This window comes from Xylophilus sp. GW821-FHT01B05, assembly GCA_038961845.1.
GTDB lineage: Bacteria > Pseudomonadota > Gammaproteobacteria > Burkholderiales > Burkholderiaceae_C > Xylophilus.
The window spans coordinates 5,082,615-5,097,368 of record CP152408.1 but is presented as its reverse complement, the minus strand read 5'-3'; the positions used below and the strand labels follow the sequence as shown (position 1 = coordinate 5,097,368).

Sequence of the window (14,754 nt, the reverse complement as noted above, 5' to 3'; positions counted from 1 at the left end):
CGCGCATGGCCCGCGCTTTTCAATTCACCTCATGACACTCCCATCCACTCTGCCGTCCGGCGATTCGCCCTCCCGTCCCCCGTCGCCCGACCCGCGTCGCGTGTATTCCGGCCGTGCGTTGGCGGTGGCGCTGCTGGTGTTTTTGGTGATTGTGCTGCTGCTGGGCAGCTTGATGCCGGCGCGGCCCGGCCGTCTGCTGCTGGCGCCCATGATGGGGTTGGATGCCTGCCTGTTTGCCGACCGGCCCGAAGAGGCCGCCAAGGCCCCGGCGATTGCAGAGGATTGCCTGGGGTCCCAGGCGTCGGCGGCGCCGATCATCGAATCCACCCTGCACGCCCTGGGCGAGCGGCGCATCAGCCGCGATGAAACGCTGGAGATGGGCTACACCTTCCATCTGCCGCTGCTCAAGTTCCTGAAGCTGCAGCAAGGCCGCTGGGCAGTGGACGAGGCGGCGGTCGGACGTGCCGTGCGCTCGGTGCGTGATGCAGACCGTCCGGTGGTGCTGTATCTGTTCTCCACACACTTTGCCAGCGGTGCGCCGGCCGAGGCCGCATTGGCACAGGACGCAGGCAATCTGCTGCAGACGCCCTCGGGTCCGCTGGGCAAGGACCGTTACTACCAGACTGACATCTATCCCTGGTCTTTTGTTCGCATGGACAACGGCATCAGCCGCGCCAGGGCGGAAGCCATCCAGGCCCTGCTGGCGGGCATTTGCCAGTTGCCGCAAGCCGCTCGGGAGCGGGTCCGCGGGGTGACGTTGCTGGGCGAACTGCACCAGATGTTTCCACGGTTCGAGGACGGCATGGGCTTTGCCGGTCCTTATGTCATTACGGACTACAGCGCATCCAGCGTGCGGGGCTTCCGGCAGTTTCTGCAGCAACGCTTCGGTTCGGTCCAGCGGCTCAATGCTGCGCTGGGCGCCGGTTTTCGCAGCTTCGACGAGCTGACACCTCCCTCCAAGGACATCCGGACGCAGCCCTTGCAGAACTATTGGGAGCACATAGACGCTTTTGCTGCCGGTACGTTGCCGGTGGCCGGCTGGGTGCATGTTCCTGGTCGTGGAGCGGCCGCAGACGCACCCTGGGTGCGGATTTACCAGGACGGCGTATTGGTGGGGCGAGTGCAGGCGCGTTTTGGGCGGCAGGACGTGCTGGCTGCCCGTCCGGAGTTCAAGACCGCGGACCTGGGCTGGCGGTTTGATCTGGATTACGCCGGCTTGCCGCCAGGCATGCACCGCCTCGATATCTACCTCGAAGACGGCGATCAACTGGCGCGTCTGGATACCCGTCGTGTCGCGGTCATGGACAGGGTGCAAAGCGCTCCGCAGGCGTTGCCGTTCAGTGCCCTGCCCCATGCCAGCGCGGTTGCGCCGGGCGTGGAATTCCATGTGGATGCGCCGGCAGACCTGTCTTCCTATTACTTCAACCCACTCGTGCCTTTGTGGAACGCGTTCCGCGCAAGCCAGGTGCGGGACTATCTGGATCACTTTCGCGCGCTCGCGGCTGGCTCCTGCGTGCCGCCGCAGCGTATCTACTCGCACCAGATACTGCCTTTCGTCAATCCAGGCTGGGACGTGAGCAAGTTCGCGGTCGAGCAGGATCTGGATGTGCCGGCGAGCCTGGGATTGGGGGTGAGCTTGTATGGGGAGGCGAGCTATGGCTCTTCCTTCTTTGACTGGCTGCGCCGTACCGGTCGCAGCGACTACGGCGTGACCGAGTTCCACCCCCTGCGTGCCATGACGCCGGAGCAGCTGGGGGGCGTGTTGCGGCGGCACGCCGAGCATGGCGCCCGGTTTCTGTCCTTTTTCGCGGAAGCGGAGGGCTCGGGCCCCTGGCGCGAGGGCGTGAGCAATGTCATGTCTTTTGACGAAGCCAATCCGCATCACGGTTCGGCGCCTCTGCGTGCGGCGGTGCGGGCCTTGATGCGCTGAGATGGCGCACCCCCAGGCTACGCGCTTCGCGTCTTCGCCAACCCCCTTGCGGGGGACACATCCAGCGGCCCGGCAAAGCCGGTTCCGCGGATGTCTTGGTATGGCCTGCTCCGCGGCCTTCTGCGCCGCTGAGTTTCATGCGATGTGGGGGCGCAATGAAAAAACGAGATCGTGGCCTGTTCCAGCAGGCGTACGGTCGGCGTGAAACGCCTGTCTTTTTGTCACGGGCGTGAAAGCCGCGAGAAGAAATACCGGAGAATGCGCGCACCGTGCGTGGGTCTCCGGGCCCAGTGACGCGGTTCAAGGCCATGCATATTCCGGTGACGGCGCTGGCGCGTGTTTGACCTAGTTCCTCGGTGGTTTCCTGCCCATGGTGTTTCTGTTCTGCCTGAGCGCGTTCGTAGCGGCGTACGTCGCGATTCTGCTGATACGCAGCGCGCGCGGCCATGCGCGGCGCTATGGACAAAGCAAGCCGCAGCGCTTTCACGTGGGCGATGTGCCGCGTCTGGGCGGCTTGGCCATCTTCGCCGGGACCGCCTGCGGCTGGGGCGCGGCGGCCGTGGCTTTCAATATCCAGAACCGTGGCTTTTTCGACATCACGGCCACCGTGGCGCTGGCGTGGGCCGTGGTCGCGTTGCCGGCGCTGATCGGCGGCGCCGTGGAGGACGTGACGCAGCGCCTGGCGGTGGTGTTCCGGCTCTTGCTCACAGGTGTTTCGGCGGCCCTGGCCGTTGGTCTGTTCGACCTGTCCTTGCCGCGGGTTGGTATTCCGGTGGTCGATGCGGCGCTCGCGGGCATGCCCCTGGTTGGCGTCGCGCTGGCCGTGATGGCGGTCGCCGGTTTGCCGCATGCCTTCAACATCATCGATGGCTACAACGGCCTGGCAGGCATGGTCGCGCTGGTGGCATGTCTGGCGCTGACCTATGTGGCGCTGCAGGTAGGGGACCGGCAATTGGCCGGGATTCTGCTGTGCCTGGCGGGGGCCACGGCGGGTTTCCTGTTCTGGAACTTTCCCCGCGGGATGATTTTTGCCGGCGATGGCGGTGCCTACCTCTGGGGCGTGTGCATCGCGGTGGCCAGCCTGGTGCTGGTCAAGCGCCATCCGCAGGTGTCGCCATGGTTTCCGATGCTGCTGCTGATCTACCCGATATGGGAGACGTTCTTTTCCATCTACCGCAAGCTCACTCGCGGCATGTCGCCGAGCGTGGCCGATGCGCTGCATTTCCATCAGCTCATTTATCGCCGGGTTGTGCATCGCGTGTTCCACGATGATGAGACACGCCGCATCCTGATGCGCAACAACCGGACTGCGCCTTACCTCTGGGCCTTCACCATGCTGACGGTGGCGCCGGCGATGATGTTCTGGCGCACCACCTGGGTCCTGATGCTGTTTTGCGCATTGTTTGCGCTCGCCTACGTTGGGGCGTATTTGATGATCGTGCGCTTCAAGGTGCCGCGCTGGTTGCGGCGCTGACGGCCTCAGTCGGCCTGGCTGCGGCACAATTTCGCACCTTTTGTCTTTCCCCACCCCAAGAACATGACCGACGCTGCTTCCATTACGCCGCGCGACAAGGCTGAAATCCTGGCCCAGGCGCTGCCCTACATCCGCAAGTTCCACGGCAAGACCATGGTCATCAAGTATGGCGGCAACGCCATGACCGACCCGGCGCTGCAGGCTGATTTCGCTGAAGACGTGGTGCTGCTCAAGCTGGTCGGCATCAACCCCGTGGTGGTGCATGGGGGTGGCCCGCAGATCGAGACAGCGCTCAAGCGCCTGGGCAAGACCGGCACCTTTATCCAGGGCATGCGCGTAACCGACGCCGAGACCATGGAAGTGGTCGAGTGGGTGTTGGCTGGCGAGGTGCAGCAGGACATCGTGGGCCTGATCAACCAGGCCGGCGGCAAGGCTGTGGGGCTGACTGGCCGCGATGGCGGCTTGATCCGTGCCAAGAAACTTCAGCTGCCGGACCGCGACGATCCAAGCCTTTTTCATGACGTGGGGCAGGTGGGCGACATTGTCAGCATCGACCCGTCGGTGGTGAAAGCCTTGCAGGATGACCAGTTCATTCCCGTGATCAGCCCGCTTGGCTTTGGCGAAGAGAACGAGAGCTACAACATCAATGCCGACGTGGTGGCGGGCAAACTGGCCACCGTGCTCAAGGCCGAGAAGCTGGTGCTGCTCACCAATACGCCGGGCGTGCTCAACAAGGCTGGCGAGTTGTTGACCGACCTGAGCGCGCGTGAGATCGACGAGCTGTTCGCCGACGGCACCATCTCCGGCGGCATGCTGCCCAAGATCGAAGGGGCGCTGGACGCCGCAAAGAGCGGCGTTAACTCTGTGCACATCATCGACGGACGCGTGCCGCATGCGATGCTGCTCGAAATCCTGACCGACCAGGCCTTCGGGACCATGATCCGCTCGCACTGAGCGCCGGCCCGGCTGGGGCGTGTGCGAGAATCCAGACCAAGATACGCACCGTTACAAGATGCCCGAGCCAGCCCTTACATCCCCCACGGAGGACGCCTTGGCGTCCGAGATTGCGGCGTCGTCGCGCAAGCGGCCACGGCCGGGCGAGCGCCGTATCCAGATCCTGCAGGCTCTGGCGGCCATGCTGGAAACACCGGGGGCGGAGCGCATCACCACGGCTGCACTGGCGGCCCGATTGGACGTGAGCGAGGCCGCTCTGTACCGCCATTTCGCGAGCAAGGCCCAGATGTTCGAAGGCTTGATCGATTTCATCGAGCAATCCGTCTTCACGCTGGTGCAGCAGATCGCTGCGCGCGATGTCTCCGGTGATGCACGCGCCCGGCAGATCGTGGACATGGTGCTGCATTTCGGAGAGAAAAATCCGGGTATGACGCGTGTCATGGTGGGGGATGCGCTGGTGTTCGAGCATGAGCGTCTGCAGCAGCGGATGAATCTCTTCTTCGACAAGATCGAAGCTGCCCTGCGCCAGAACCTGCGGGAAGTGGCCCCATCCCTGCCAGATGCGTCGCCGACGCCGGATGCGGATGCCCAGGTGCTGGCATCGTTGTTGACGGCATTCGTGGTTGGGCGCCTGCAGCGGTTCGCGCGCTCGGGCTTTCGCCGTTTGCCTTCGGAACATCTGGAACGCAGCCTGGCACGCATGGTGGCGTAGCCACACGTTGCAGGCGCAGCGGTCGTGACCCGATGCATAGGGTCGCTTGGGTGAAAATGCCCTGTCATGCAGGAAAGGACGCCTTTCCTCATGCTCGCTGGTGACAGCATTCGATGTGCTGATCGGCCACGGAGCCGACATTAACCTTTCAGTACAAGTTGGTGTCAGTAGGCTCGCATGCGTTCAATACAATGAATTGCTGTATTGGGACCTCTTCAAGGAAAAATTTGAATCCGCATTCTCCATTCCCTACGGGAATGAGATCCATGGTCAATGTACTCCTGCGTCATCATGAGCTTATTCAGCAAATGACTTGGCGGGAAATCATTGGCCGATATAAGGGATCGGCCATGGGGCTGCTTTGGTCATTCTTGAACCCGGTGCTTATGCTGGCGGTCTACACATTTGTGTTTTCCGTGGTGTTCAAGACCAAATGGGGTGGCGCCGATCCGGTGGAAAGCAAGACGCTGTTTGCGCTACTGCTTTTTACGGGAATGATCGTTCATGGACTGTTTGCCGAAGTGGTGAATCGTGCCCCTTTGTTGATTGTGAATAATGTCAACTACGTAAAGAAGGTGGTTTTTCCGCTTGAAATTCTTCCCGTGGTGACATTGGGTGGGGCTCTTTTTCATAGTCTGGTCAGCTTGTTTGTGCTGCTGATGGCGTTTGCAATATTCAATGGTTTTGTCCATTGGTCGGTATTGTTGACGCCTTTCGTCATAATGCCATTGGTCATTATGTGCCTGGGCCTGGGATGGATTTTGGCATCGCTGGGAGTTTTTGTGCGTGACGTTGGGCAGACTACGGCGCTGTTTACAACGGTCATGCTGTTTCTCTCGCCCGTTTTCTATCCGGTCACGTCGCTGCCGGAGCGCATGCGCATCTGGATGATGCTCAACCCCTTGACGTTCATCATCGAGCAGACGCGCGAGGTACTGATCTGGGGGCACATGCCGAACTGGACCGGGCTGCTGGCATATACCGTGGGTGCCGTGCTGGTCGCCTGGGCAGGCTTCTTCTGGTTCCAGAAGACGCGCAGGGGGTTTGCCGATGTCCTGTGAGCCCGCTGTTGCGATTCGCGCCCAGGACCTTGGCAAGTGCTATCACATCTATGACGCGCCGGCCATGCGGCTGCGGCAGTTCATTCTTCCGCGGTTGCGCAAGCTCATGGGGCAGGCCGAGCATCGCTATTACCGATCGTTCTGGGCCTTGAGGGGCCTGGGCTTCGAGATTCGGCGTGGAGAAACCGTCGGGATCATCGGGCGCAACGGGTCTGGAAAATCAACGCTGCTGCAGATGATTTGCGGCACGCTGGCGCCGTCAGCGGGCGAGGTCGAGACATTCGGGCGCATTGCTGCCTTGCTGGAACTGGGCTCTGGTTTCAACCCGGATTACAGCGGTCGGGAAAACGTCTACATGAATTGCACGGTGCTGGGTCTGAGCAAGGAGCAGATCGATCAGCGCTTTGACAGCATTGTGGGGTTCGCGGACATTGGCGATTTCATCGATCAGCCGGTGAAGACATACTCCAGTGGCATGTTCGCGCGGCTGGCTTTTGCGGCGGCGATCCATGTCGACCCTGAGATCCTGATCGTGGACGAGGCCTTGGCGGTAGGCGATTTCGCGTTCCAGTTCAAATGCCTGCGGCGTCTCAAGGAGTTGGCGGCGGGGGGCTGCACCGTCCTGTTCGTGACCCACGATATAGAACAGGTCCAGCGGCTCTGCAGCCGGGCACTGTACCTGCGCAATGGCGAGGCCGTGTTCTACGGCGATGCCGGCGAGGCATGCAGCCGCTACCTGGCCGATGTGCGCGAGACAGAGGCAGCTATCGTGGGGCAGCCACTGCTTGAGGGCGGCGTGTCCCCCGTTGGCAGCGCGTCCTCGGACGAGCAGATTCACCAGGAATTCGCCGAGCGCGTGGCAGGACACCGGAGCGGCTCACGGCAACAGGGGGAAATTCTTGCGCTGTCCGTCAATGGCGTGCACGGCGCGGAGCCCTATGTCGGCTTTGCCGAGCAGTTGGTCGTGGAGATCACGTTCCGCGTGAACGAGCCAGTGCCGAATCCGACGGTGGCTTTCTATGTGGTCGACGCGGCAGGACAATTGCTGGTCGGCACCAATACGCACAATGAAGGGGTGGACCTTCGAGGCTGCAAGATCGGGGATATCTGCAAGCTGCGGATTTCTCTGGAAAACAGGCTGCGTCCGGGGCGCTTCGGGCTCCAGACATTTCTGGTTGACTATCAGCCAGCGGTCAATACGGAGTACATAGACCATATTGATCTGGCCGGCTCCTTTGTGAGTGGGCAGGAACCGGGCGTGCAGCGCTGGGCGCTGGTGTCGCCGAGATTTTCCGTAGACCTCTATCGATAGTTTATATATTCATGAGCATTCAGCCTGCGGAAGATATTGAGCGGCACTACGCCGAGGCCGATCCATGGGGATATGAAAACAACCCCCATGACCAACGCAGAAAGTCGGAGCTTCTTGGGCTGCTGCCGGATCGCGAGTGGGGCCGCGTATTGGATATTGGCTGCGGCAATGGCTTTGTGAGCTTTGATCTTCCGGGGCAGCAGGTGGTCGGGCTGGATATTTCAGCGGCGGCGATCGAGTGGGCTCGCAAGCGGCAGGCAAACCTCGCAGAGGCCGAAGCCCGTCGGTTCTCTTTTCATGCGGGATCGATGTTTGACCTGGATTCCATCGTTGCCGGGAAATTTGATCTGGTAGTGATTACAGGGGTTTTGTACCCACAGTACATAGGCGGGGCATTTTCGGTGCTGCAGACCATGGTGGATGGATTTCTGTCAGAAAACGGAGTGGTGGTGTCCTGTCATATCAATGAATGGCGTCCTGCCCGCTTCCCCTACACGCTGCTTGATGTTAATTTTTATCCTTATAGGGATTACATGCACCGACTGGAGGTGTATGTAAAATGATTATTCTCTATCACAAGGTGGCTGCTACGTCCCCGACCCAGTGGTGGGTCACGGCGGATGCATTTGAGCGGCAGTTGGCGGACCTGGCCGCGTTCGAGCTTGTGCACCTGGCCGACTACGACAGCGGAAATCCACGCCACGCGGTGATTAGCTTTGATGGGGTATATGAAAACGTCTACCAGTTTGCATTTCCCTTGCTGAAGAAGTGGGGCTATCCCTTCGAGCTGTTCGTGACCGGAAATTACCTGGGCGGAGACAACGCATTCGACGCAGTGGAGCCATTGGCGAAGTTCTGCACGGTCCCGCAATTGCAGGCCATGGCGGAACATGGCGGGCGGCTGCAATGGCATACCGCCAGCCACCAGCGGCTGGCAGGTCTCGGCGACAGCGCGCTTGCCGAGGAACTGACGGTGCCCGAGGCGTTGAAGCAGCAATTCCCGTCGCCCCATTTCGACTGGTTCGCCTATCCGCACGGCGACCACGCGCCGTCCGTGGTGGATATGGTGCGCGCGCGCTACAAGGGCGCCCTGTCCTGCGTGGCGGGTGACGACAGCGATCGCTACCAGCTCAACCGGGTCACGGCGGTGGAGTCCACCCGCTTTGCCAGGAAGCGGGTGAGCATCGTGGTGGCCAACTACAACTACGGCGCCTTTCTGCCTGAAGCCATGGAGTCGGTGCTGGCCCAGACCATCGCCCCGGACGAGATCATCCTGATCGACGACGCATCGACCGATGGATCGGCCGAGATCGCGCAGCGCTACGCCGGCGTGGCCACGGTGGTGGTCAATGAGCGCAACCTTGGCATCGTCGAGAACTTCAACAAGGCGGTGCGCCTGTGCAGTGGCGACTACATCGGCTTCCTTGGGGCGGACAACCGCATGCGCAGCGACTATGTCGCGCAGTGCCGTGCCGCGCTGGACCGGAACGATGACGCCGCCATCGCCTATACCGACATGTCGATCTTCGGCCACCGCGCGGCTGAACTGGCGTCCAGGGTGGGCGCTGAGCGCATCGGCCAGAGCAAGTTGGAGCGCTGGCCGGTCTTCCTCTGGCGCTTTCCCGAGCCGACTCCCGAGGCCCTGGCCGAGCTGTCCACGCGCAACTTCATGCATGGCTCTTCCATGTACCGCAGGCAGGCGTTTGACCAGGTGGGCGGCTACCAGGGCTCTACCGGCCCGGAGGACCACCACCTGTTTGTGCGCATGCTGGGGGCCGGTTGGAAGGCCGTGCGCGTGGCGGCTCCCCTGATCGAGTACCGGCAGCATTCGGCCGGCCAGGCCAACACCCTGCTGGGCATGCAGATGGAAATGGTGCGCCTGCGTGAGGCGGAGCAACGGGACCAGGCTGCCATTGCCCAGGCGCAGGTACAGCTCAAAGACCTGCAGCAGCTGAAAGAGGCGCTGGACGCCGCGATGGACAAGGCCAATGCGCAGATCTGGACCCTGGGCCACGAGAAGGGCGAGAAGGTTGCGGAGCTGGCCGAGGCGACGGGCCATATCGTCGCACTGCAGGAGCGTGCGCAGCTGCTCGAGCGCCAACTGGAGGGCATGTCGCACCAGTGGGAGGATCTCTCGCGCCGCCATGACAGGGCCATTGCCGACATCCGCGCACTGGTCAATAGCCGCTCGTGGAAGATCACGCGGCCACTGCGTTTTGCAGGCCTGCTGGCGCGCGGCGAGTTCACCGAGGCGCGCCGCCTGAGCTGGTCGCTGGCGTCGCGTTCCTTGCGCCGCTTGCCCCTGCCGATGCGCAGTTTCCTGACCCGGATGCGAACCCGGCTGATTGCCGCCTCCGGCCTGGTTGGCAATACCAGCGTGCGGCTGGACGCCGTTACGCAGCTGGTGCGCTTTCGCAACAGCTATAGCAGCCAGTCCCTGGCGCCCGATGTGCTGCGGCCGCCCCATCCCCAGGAATGGCCCGACATCGACATCAGCGTGGTGACCCACAACAACGGACGCTGGCTGGAAGGCTTCGTGGCGAGCCTGTGCGCGCTCGACTATCCAAAGGAGCGGCTGCACCTGTGGTTCGTTGACAACCAGTCGACCGACAGCACCCCCGCGCAATTGCAAACGGCCGTCGATGCCCTGCGTGCCGCAGGGGTGGATGCCGCGCTGTTGCGGCGGCCGAACAATGGTTTTGGCGCTGGCCACAATGCCGGCCTGGCGGAGGGGCGGTCCCGCTTCGCGCTGGTGTCCAACATCGATCTGGAGTTCGAGCCCGGTGCGCTCAAGCTGGTCGTTGCCACAGCGCTGCAGGACACGGCCGGCGCCGCCTGGGAATTGCGGCAGAAGCCCTACGAGCATCCGAAGTTCTACGACCCGGTCACGGGCGCCGTCAACTGGAACAGCCATGCCTGCGTGCTGCTGCGGCGCCAGGCCTTCGAGGCGATTGGGGGCTACGACGACAACATCTTCATGTACGGCGAGGATGTGGAGCTGTCGTATCGGCTGCGGCGTGCCGGCTGGGTGCTGCGCTACTGCCCGTCGGCCGTGGTCATGCACTACAGCTACGAGGCGGCCGGCCAGGTCAAGCCAGTCCAGTACACGGGCAGCACCTTTGCCAATCTGTACCTGCGGCTCAAGTACGGGCGGGCGGCAGATGCCGGCATCGTGCCCTTGATGGCCTTGGGCCTGCTGGTCTTGCCGCAACCGTTTCCCGGTGCGCGCAAGGCGCTGGTGCGCAGCTTTGCGCGCCTGGCCGTCAAGGCGCCTCTGGCGCTGGCGGCGCGGCGATCGAGCGATGCCGTGTTTCCGTTCCAGGTCTGGGACTACGAGATTCGCCGCGATGGCGCCTTCGTGGAGGGCCATCCGCTGGCCGACGAGCGGCCGCTGGTCAGCGTCATCACCCGCACATTCCAGGGGCGGGAGCGCCTGCTGCGCCAGGCCATGCTGTCGGTGGCGCACCAGACCTATCCGCAGGTGGAGCTGATCGTCGTGCAGGATGGTGGCGACAGCCTGCGTGCGGCGGCTGACGAGGTGGCCAGCGTGACCGGGCTGGACTGCCGCTTCATCGCCGCCCCCAAGCAGGGGCGCTCGACCACCGGCAATATCGGCGTGGCCGCTGCCCGCGGCCGCTGGTGCCTGTTCCTGGATGACGACGATCTGCTGTTCGCCGACCATGTGGAAACCCTGGTCCATGCCTTGCAGCAGAACACCGAGGCCGTGGCCGCCTATTCACCGGCCTGGGAGGTCGAGACCGACTTTCCCGACGGGGTGGCTGGCGAGTACCGGGAGGTCTCCTATACCGTGCCGCCAGTGCTCAAGCAGGAGTTCGATCTGGAGCTGCTGCAGGAGCGCAACTACATGGCCATACAGTCCGTGCTGTTCGAGCGCCGGCTGTTTGAGGAGCGCGGCGGCTTCGATGTGGACATGGATGCGCTGGAAGACTGGGTGCTCTGGAACGTCTACGCGGATGGCCACCGTTTTGCGTACGTGCCCAAGGTCACCTCGATCTTCCGCACGCCCGCCAACGTCGAGAACCGCAAGCGGCGCAATGAGATCTTCGCGGGCACCTATGGCGAGGCCCGCGCGCGCATGGCGCAGCGCATTGCGGCACTGCGGGAAGGCGCTTCCACCGAGGCCCTGGCCGAGGCCTGAGCCAAGCTCAGGCTGCGCCGATCTCCACCCCCAGCTCCCTGCCCGCGCGCACGATCTGCTCCCAGGTCTGCGCATCCACCGCAATGCCGTCGCGGCTGCGCTGCCGCCGGTAGGCGCGCTCTGGCTCGCCGGCGATCTGCACGCCGGGCTCGCCCAGCGTGCCGGGGCTTTGGCGCAGCCAGTCTATGAAGGCGCGGGACTCGGTTGCGAAGCTGTCGGCGGTGCCCAGTTTTTGCGGGTCGATCAGCACCGTGAGCATGCCGTTGACCACCGCGCGCGAGGCGTCGGTCGGGCGGTGCCAGGTGCCGCTGCCGGTAAGGGCGCCGCCCAGCAACTCGCAGGCCACGGCCAGGCCGTAGCCCTTGTGCTCGCCGAAGGTCATCAGGGCGCCGAACAGGCCGTCTGCTTGCGGCACGACCACCACGGCCGGGTCGTCCGTGGGGGCGCCTTGCGCGTCGATCAGGTAGCCCGGCGGCACGCGCTCGCCCTTGTTGTGGGCCACGCGCATCTTGCCCTGGGCCACGCGGCTGGTGGCGAAGTCGAGGATGAAGGGCGCCTCGCCCGGCAGCGGCACGCCGATACAGCAGGGGTTGGTGCCAAAGCGCCCGTCGCCGCCGCCCCAGGGCGCCACCACCGGGCGCGACAGCACGTTGACGAAGTGCAGCGACACCAGGCCTTCGGCCGTGGCCATCTCGGCGAAATGGCCGATGCGGCCCAGGTGGTGGGCATTGGCCAGCGACAGGATGCAACTGCCGTGCGTCTTGGCGCGCGCGATGCCCAGCGCCATGGCCTCGGCACCCACGATCTGGCCAAAGCCGCGCTGGCCGTCTAGCGCCAGCATGGCGCCGGTATCAAGTTTTACGGCGACCGCTGCGTTGGGCTGCAGGCCGCCTTCGCGCGTGGCCTCGACGTAGCGCGGCAGCATGCCCACGCCGTGCGAATCGTGGCCGCTGAGGTTGGCCAGCACCAGGTTGGCAGCGACGGCATTGGCTTCTTGCCGTGTGCTGCCATTCGCTACCAAAATAGTAGCTATATGCCCTTGTAGTACCTGGGCTTCAAGCACTTTTTCCATAAATCTCCTTGGTGTGTGTCGTGCTCTGGCCATTCTGGTGGCCGAAGCGTTCCTGATTCTCTGCGCTGAATTCAAGCGCAAGTCCCGGAGTGCGCTCTGTCGCCGAAGCTTGGAGACTGCGCCATCGCCGTATTCAGAGGATTTTTTCGATGCACATGCCCGCCCACCATGACATCACGCAGCGCGTGCACGCCGTCGACTGGGGGCGGGTAGAGATGGAGCTGGATGAGTTTGGCTGCGCCTGCCTGCCGCAGTTGCTCACACCGGCCGAGTGCGTTGCGTTGGCGGGGCTCTATCCGCAACGCGCGCTCTACCGCAGCCGCGTCGTGATGGAGCGGCACGGCTTTGGTCGTGGTGAGTACCAGTATTTCAACTACCCGCTGCCGCCGTTGGTCGCGGATTTGCGCGCGGCGCTTTACCCGCCCTTGGTGGCGGTTGCCAATCGCTGGAACAGCGTCATGGACCTGGCGCCGCGCTATCCCGCGGTGCATGTGGAGTTCATCGAGCGCTGCCATGCAGCAGGCCAGTTGCGCCCCACGCCGCTGATGCTGGAGTACGGCGAGGGCGACTACAACTGCCTGCACCAGGACCTGTATGGCGAATATGTGTTTCCGCTGCAGGTGGCCATTTTGTTGTCTGAGCCGGGGCGGGATTTTTCGGGTGGGGAGTTTGTGCTGACCGAGCAGCGCCCGCGCATGCAGTCGCGTGCCGAGGTGGTGCCGCTGCGCCAGGGCGATGCCGTGGTGTTTGCCGTGCACCAGCGGCCGGTGCAGGGCACGCGTGGCAGCTACCGGGTGAACATGCGCCACGGCGTGAGCCGCGTGCGTGCGGGGCGGCGGCATACGCTAGGCATCATCTTTCACGATGCCTTGTGAGAATCCGAATTCAATCGCAAGAGCCGGAGTGCCCACGCAGAACAGGACTTCTACAGTCGGCTCCTGTCCACATCCAAGGGGAACGTGCATGACAAGCACTACTGAAATTGACCCGCGCTGGGCGTGCGTGTTGGCGCGTGATGCGGCGGCGGACACGCAGTTTGTCTATGCCGTCAAAACCACCGGCGTCTACTGCCGCCCGAGCAGCCCTTCGCGCCTGCCGCGCCCGGAGAACGTCGAGTTCTTCGACACGCCCGCCGCCGCTGAGGCCGCCGGCTACCGGCCCAGCCGCCGGGCCGCGGCCGACCAGACGGCGCTCGCCGCCCAGCACGCGGCAACCGTTGCGGCGGCCTGTCGCCGCATCGAGGGAGCAGAGGCGCTGCCGACGCTGAACGCGCTGGCGCAGGCAGCCGGCATGAGCCCTTTCCACTTTCACCGCGTGTTCAAGTCCGTGACCGGCTTGACGCCCAAAGCCTATGCCGACGCGCACCGGGCGCAGAAGCTGCGCACGCAACTGGGCCGCAGCGCCTCAGTCACCGATGCGATCTATGACGCCGGCTTTCAGTCCAGCAGCCGCTTCTACGAGTCGGCCGACCGTGTGCTGGGCATGACGCCCAGCGACTACCGCGCCGGCGGCACCAATGCCGCCATTCGCTTTGCCGTGGGGCAGTGCTCGCTGGGGGCGATCCTGGTGGCGCGCAGCCAGCGCGGTGTCTGCGCCATCCTGCTGGGCGATGACCCAGACGCGCTGGCGCGCGAGCTGCAGGATTTGTTTCCCCAGGCCGAGCTGATCGGCGGCGATGCGGCCTTCGAGCAACTGGTGGCCCAGGTGGTGGGGCTGATCGAGCTGCCGGCGCTGGGGCTGGATTTGCCGCTGGACCTGCGCGGCACGGCCTTCCAGCAGCGGGTGTGGCAGGCGCTGCGCGAGATACCGGCGGGCCGCACCGCCAGCTACGCCGAGATCGCTGCGCGCATTGGTGCGCCGACCTCGGTGCGTGCAGTGGCCCAGGCCTGTGGCGCCAACAAGCTGGCGGTGGCCATTCCCTGCCACCGCGTGGTGCGCAGCGATGGGCAGTTGTCGGGCTACCGCTGGGGGGTAGAGCGCAAACGTCAGTTGCTGGAAAGAGAAGCCGCGACCTGATCCTGGTCGCTACGCGGCACTTGCCGTTTCCCGGATTTGCTGCAAAATAGCACGATCGTTCGTT

The 14,754-nt window shown here is 63.8% G+C and carries 11 protein-coding genes; 10 read left to right on the top strand and 1 reads right to left on the bottom strand.

The window, feature by feature from the left end; genetic code table 11:
- The first annotated feature begins 31 nt into the window (after nt 1-31).
- From AAFF27_23810 to AAFF27_23775, 8 genes are all read left to right on the top strand, one after another.
- Nucleotides 32-1,930: a hypothetical protein gene (locus tag AAFF27_23810; protein ID XAH22984.1), complete on the top strand. Its 1,899-nt coding sequence runs from the start codon at nt 32-34 to the stop codon at nt 1,928-1,930.
- Nucleotides 1,931-2,300: 370 nt separating this feature from the next.
- On the top strand, nt 2,301-3,404 hold the full coding sequence (locus AAFF27_23805; protein XAH22983.1) for a glycosyltransferase: 1,104 nt from the start codon (nt 2,301-2,303) through the stop codon (nt 3,402-3,404).
- 63 nt (nt 3,405-3,467) lie between these two features.
- Nucleotides 3,468-4,358, top strand: coding sequence for an acetylglutamate kinase (gene argB, locus AAFF27_23800; GenBank protein ID XAH22982.1), 891 nt, complete (start codon nt 3,468-3,470; stop codon nt 4,356-4,358).
- A gap of 58 nt (nt 4,359-4,416) precedes the next feature.
- Nucleotides 4,417-5,070, top strand: a complete 654-nt coding sequence (gene slmA / locus AAFF27_23795) for a nucleoid occlusion factor SlmA (GenBank protein XAH22981.1) — start codon at nt 4,417-4,419, stop codon at nt 5,068-5,070.
- Between the two features lie 257 nt (nt 5,071-5,327).
- Complete coding sequence (locus tag AAFF27_23790) at nt 5,328-6,131, top strand: ABC transporter permease (GenBank protein XAH22980.1); 804 nt, start codon at nt 5,328-5,330, stop codon at nt 6,129-6,131.
- Entirely contained in the window at nt 6,121-7,443 is a 1,323-nt protein-coding gene (locus tag AAFF27_23785) for an ABC transporter ATP-binding protein (GenBank protein XAH22979.1), read from the top strand. Before AAFF27_23790 ends, AAFF27_23785 begins: the two co-directional genes overlap by 11 nt.
- A gap of 11 nt (nt 7,444-7,454) precedes the next feature.
- A complete protein-coding gene (locus AAFF27_23780; GenBank protein ID XAH22978.1) occupies nt 7,455-8,006 on the top strand; it encodes a class I SAM-dependent methyltransferase in 552 nt (183 codons plus the stop codon).
- On the top strand, nt 8,003-11,602 hold the full coding sequence (locus tag AAFF27_23775) for a glycosyltransferase (GenBank protein XAH22977.1): 3,600 nt from the start codon (nt 8,003-8,005) through the stop codon (nt 11,600-11,602). Before AAFF27_23780 ends, AAFF27_23775 begins: the two co-directional genes overlap by 4 nt.
- A 7-nt stretch (nt 11,603-11,609) precedes the next feature.
- On the opposite strand, the gene AAFF27_23770 is transcribed toward AAFF27_23775, so the two are convergent.
- The gene (locus AAFF27_23770) at nt 11,610-12,674 is read right to left on the bottom strand and encodes a malate/lactate/ureidoglycolate dehydrogenase (GenBank protein XAH22976.1); all 1,065 of its coding nucleotides are present in this window, start codon (nt 12,672-12,674) and stop codon (nt 11,610-11,612) included.
- A 149-nt stretch (nt 12,675-12,823) separates the two neighbouring features.
- On the opposite strand from AAFF27_23770, the gene AAFF27_23765 reads away from it, so the two are divergent.
- A complete protein-coding gene (locus AAFF27_23765; GenBank protein XAH22975.1) occupies nt 12,824-13,549 on the top strand; it encodes a 2OG-Fe(II) oxygenase in 726 nt (241 codons plus the stop codon).
- A gap of 88 nt (nt 13,550-13,637) precedes the next feature.
- Nucleotides 13,638-14,690, top strand: coding sequence for a bifunctional DNA-binding transcriptional regulator/O6-methylguanine-DNA methyltransferase Ada (gene ada / locus AAFF27_23760; protein ID XAH22974.1), 1,053 nt, complete (start codon nt 13,638-13,640; stop codon nt 14,688-14,690).
- Nucleotides 14,691-14,754 lie beyond the last annotated feature (64 nt).

Bases quoted from the DNA above. Each gene is read 5' to 3' on its own strand.
- AAFF27_23810 (XAH22984.1), top strand. From the start codon at position 32: ATGACACTCCCATCCACTCTGCCGTCCGGCGATTCGCCCTCCCGTCCC.
- AAFF27_23765 (XAH22975.1), top strand. From the start codon at position 12,824: ATGCACATGCCCGCCCACCATGACATCACGCAGCGCGTGCACGCCGTC.
- AAFF27_23785 (XAH22979.1), top strand. From the start codon at position 6,121: ATGTCCTGTGAGCCCGCTGTTGCGATTCGCGCCCAGGACCTTGGCAAG.
- AAFF27_23780 (XAH22978.1), top strand. From the start codon at position 7,455: ATGAGCATTCAGCCTGCGGAAGATATTGAGCGGCACTACGCCGAGGCC.
- AAFF27_23770 (XAH22976.1), bottom strand. From the start codon at position 12,674: ATGGAAAAAGTGCTTGAAGCCCAGGTACTACAAGGGCATATAGCTACT.
- AAFF27_23805 (XAH22983.1), top strand. From the start codon at position 2,301: ATGGTGTTTCTGTTCTGCCTGAGCGCGTTCGTAGCGGCGTACGTCGCG.
- argB (XAH22982.1), top strand. From the start codon at position 3,468: ATGACCGACGCTGCTTCCATTACGCCGCGCGACAAGGCTGAAATCCTG.
- AAFF27_23790 (XAH22980.1), top strand. From the start codon at position 5,328: ATGAGATCCATGGTCAATGTACTCCTGCGTCATCATGAGCTTATTCAG.
- slmA (XAH22981.1), top strand. From the start codon at position 4,417: ATGCCCGAGCCAGCCCTTACATCCCCCACGGAGGACGCCTTGGCGTCC.
- AAFF27_23775 (XAH22977.1), top strand. From the start codon at position 8,003: ATGATTATTCTCTATCACAAGGTGGCTGCTACGTCCCCGACCCAGTGG.
- ada (XAH22974.1), top strand. From the start codon at position 13,638: ATGACAAGCACTACTGAAATTGACCCGCGCTGGGCGTGCGTGTTGGCG.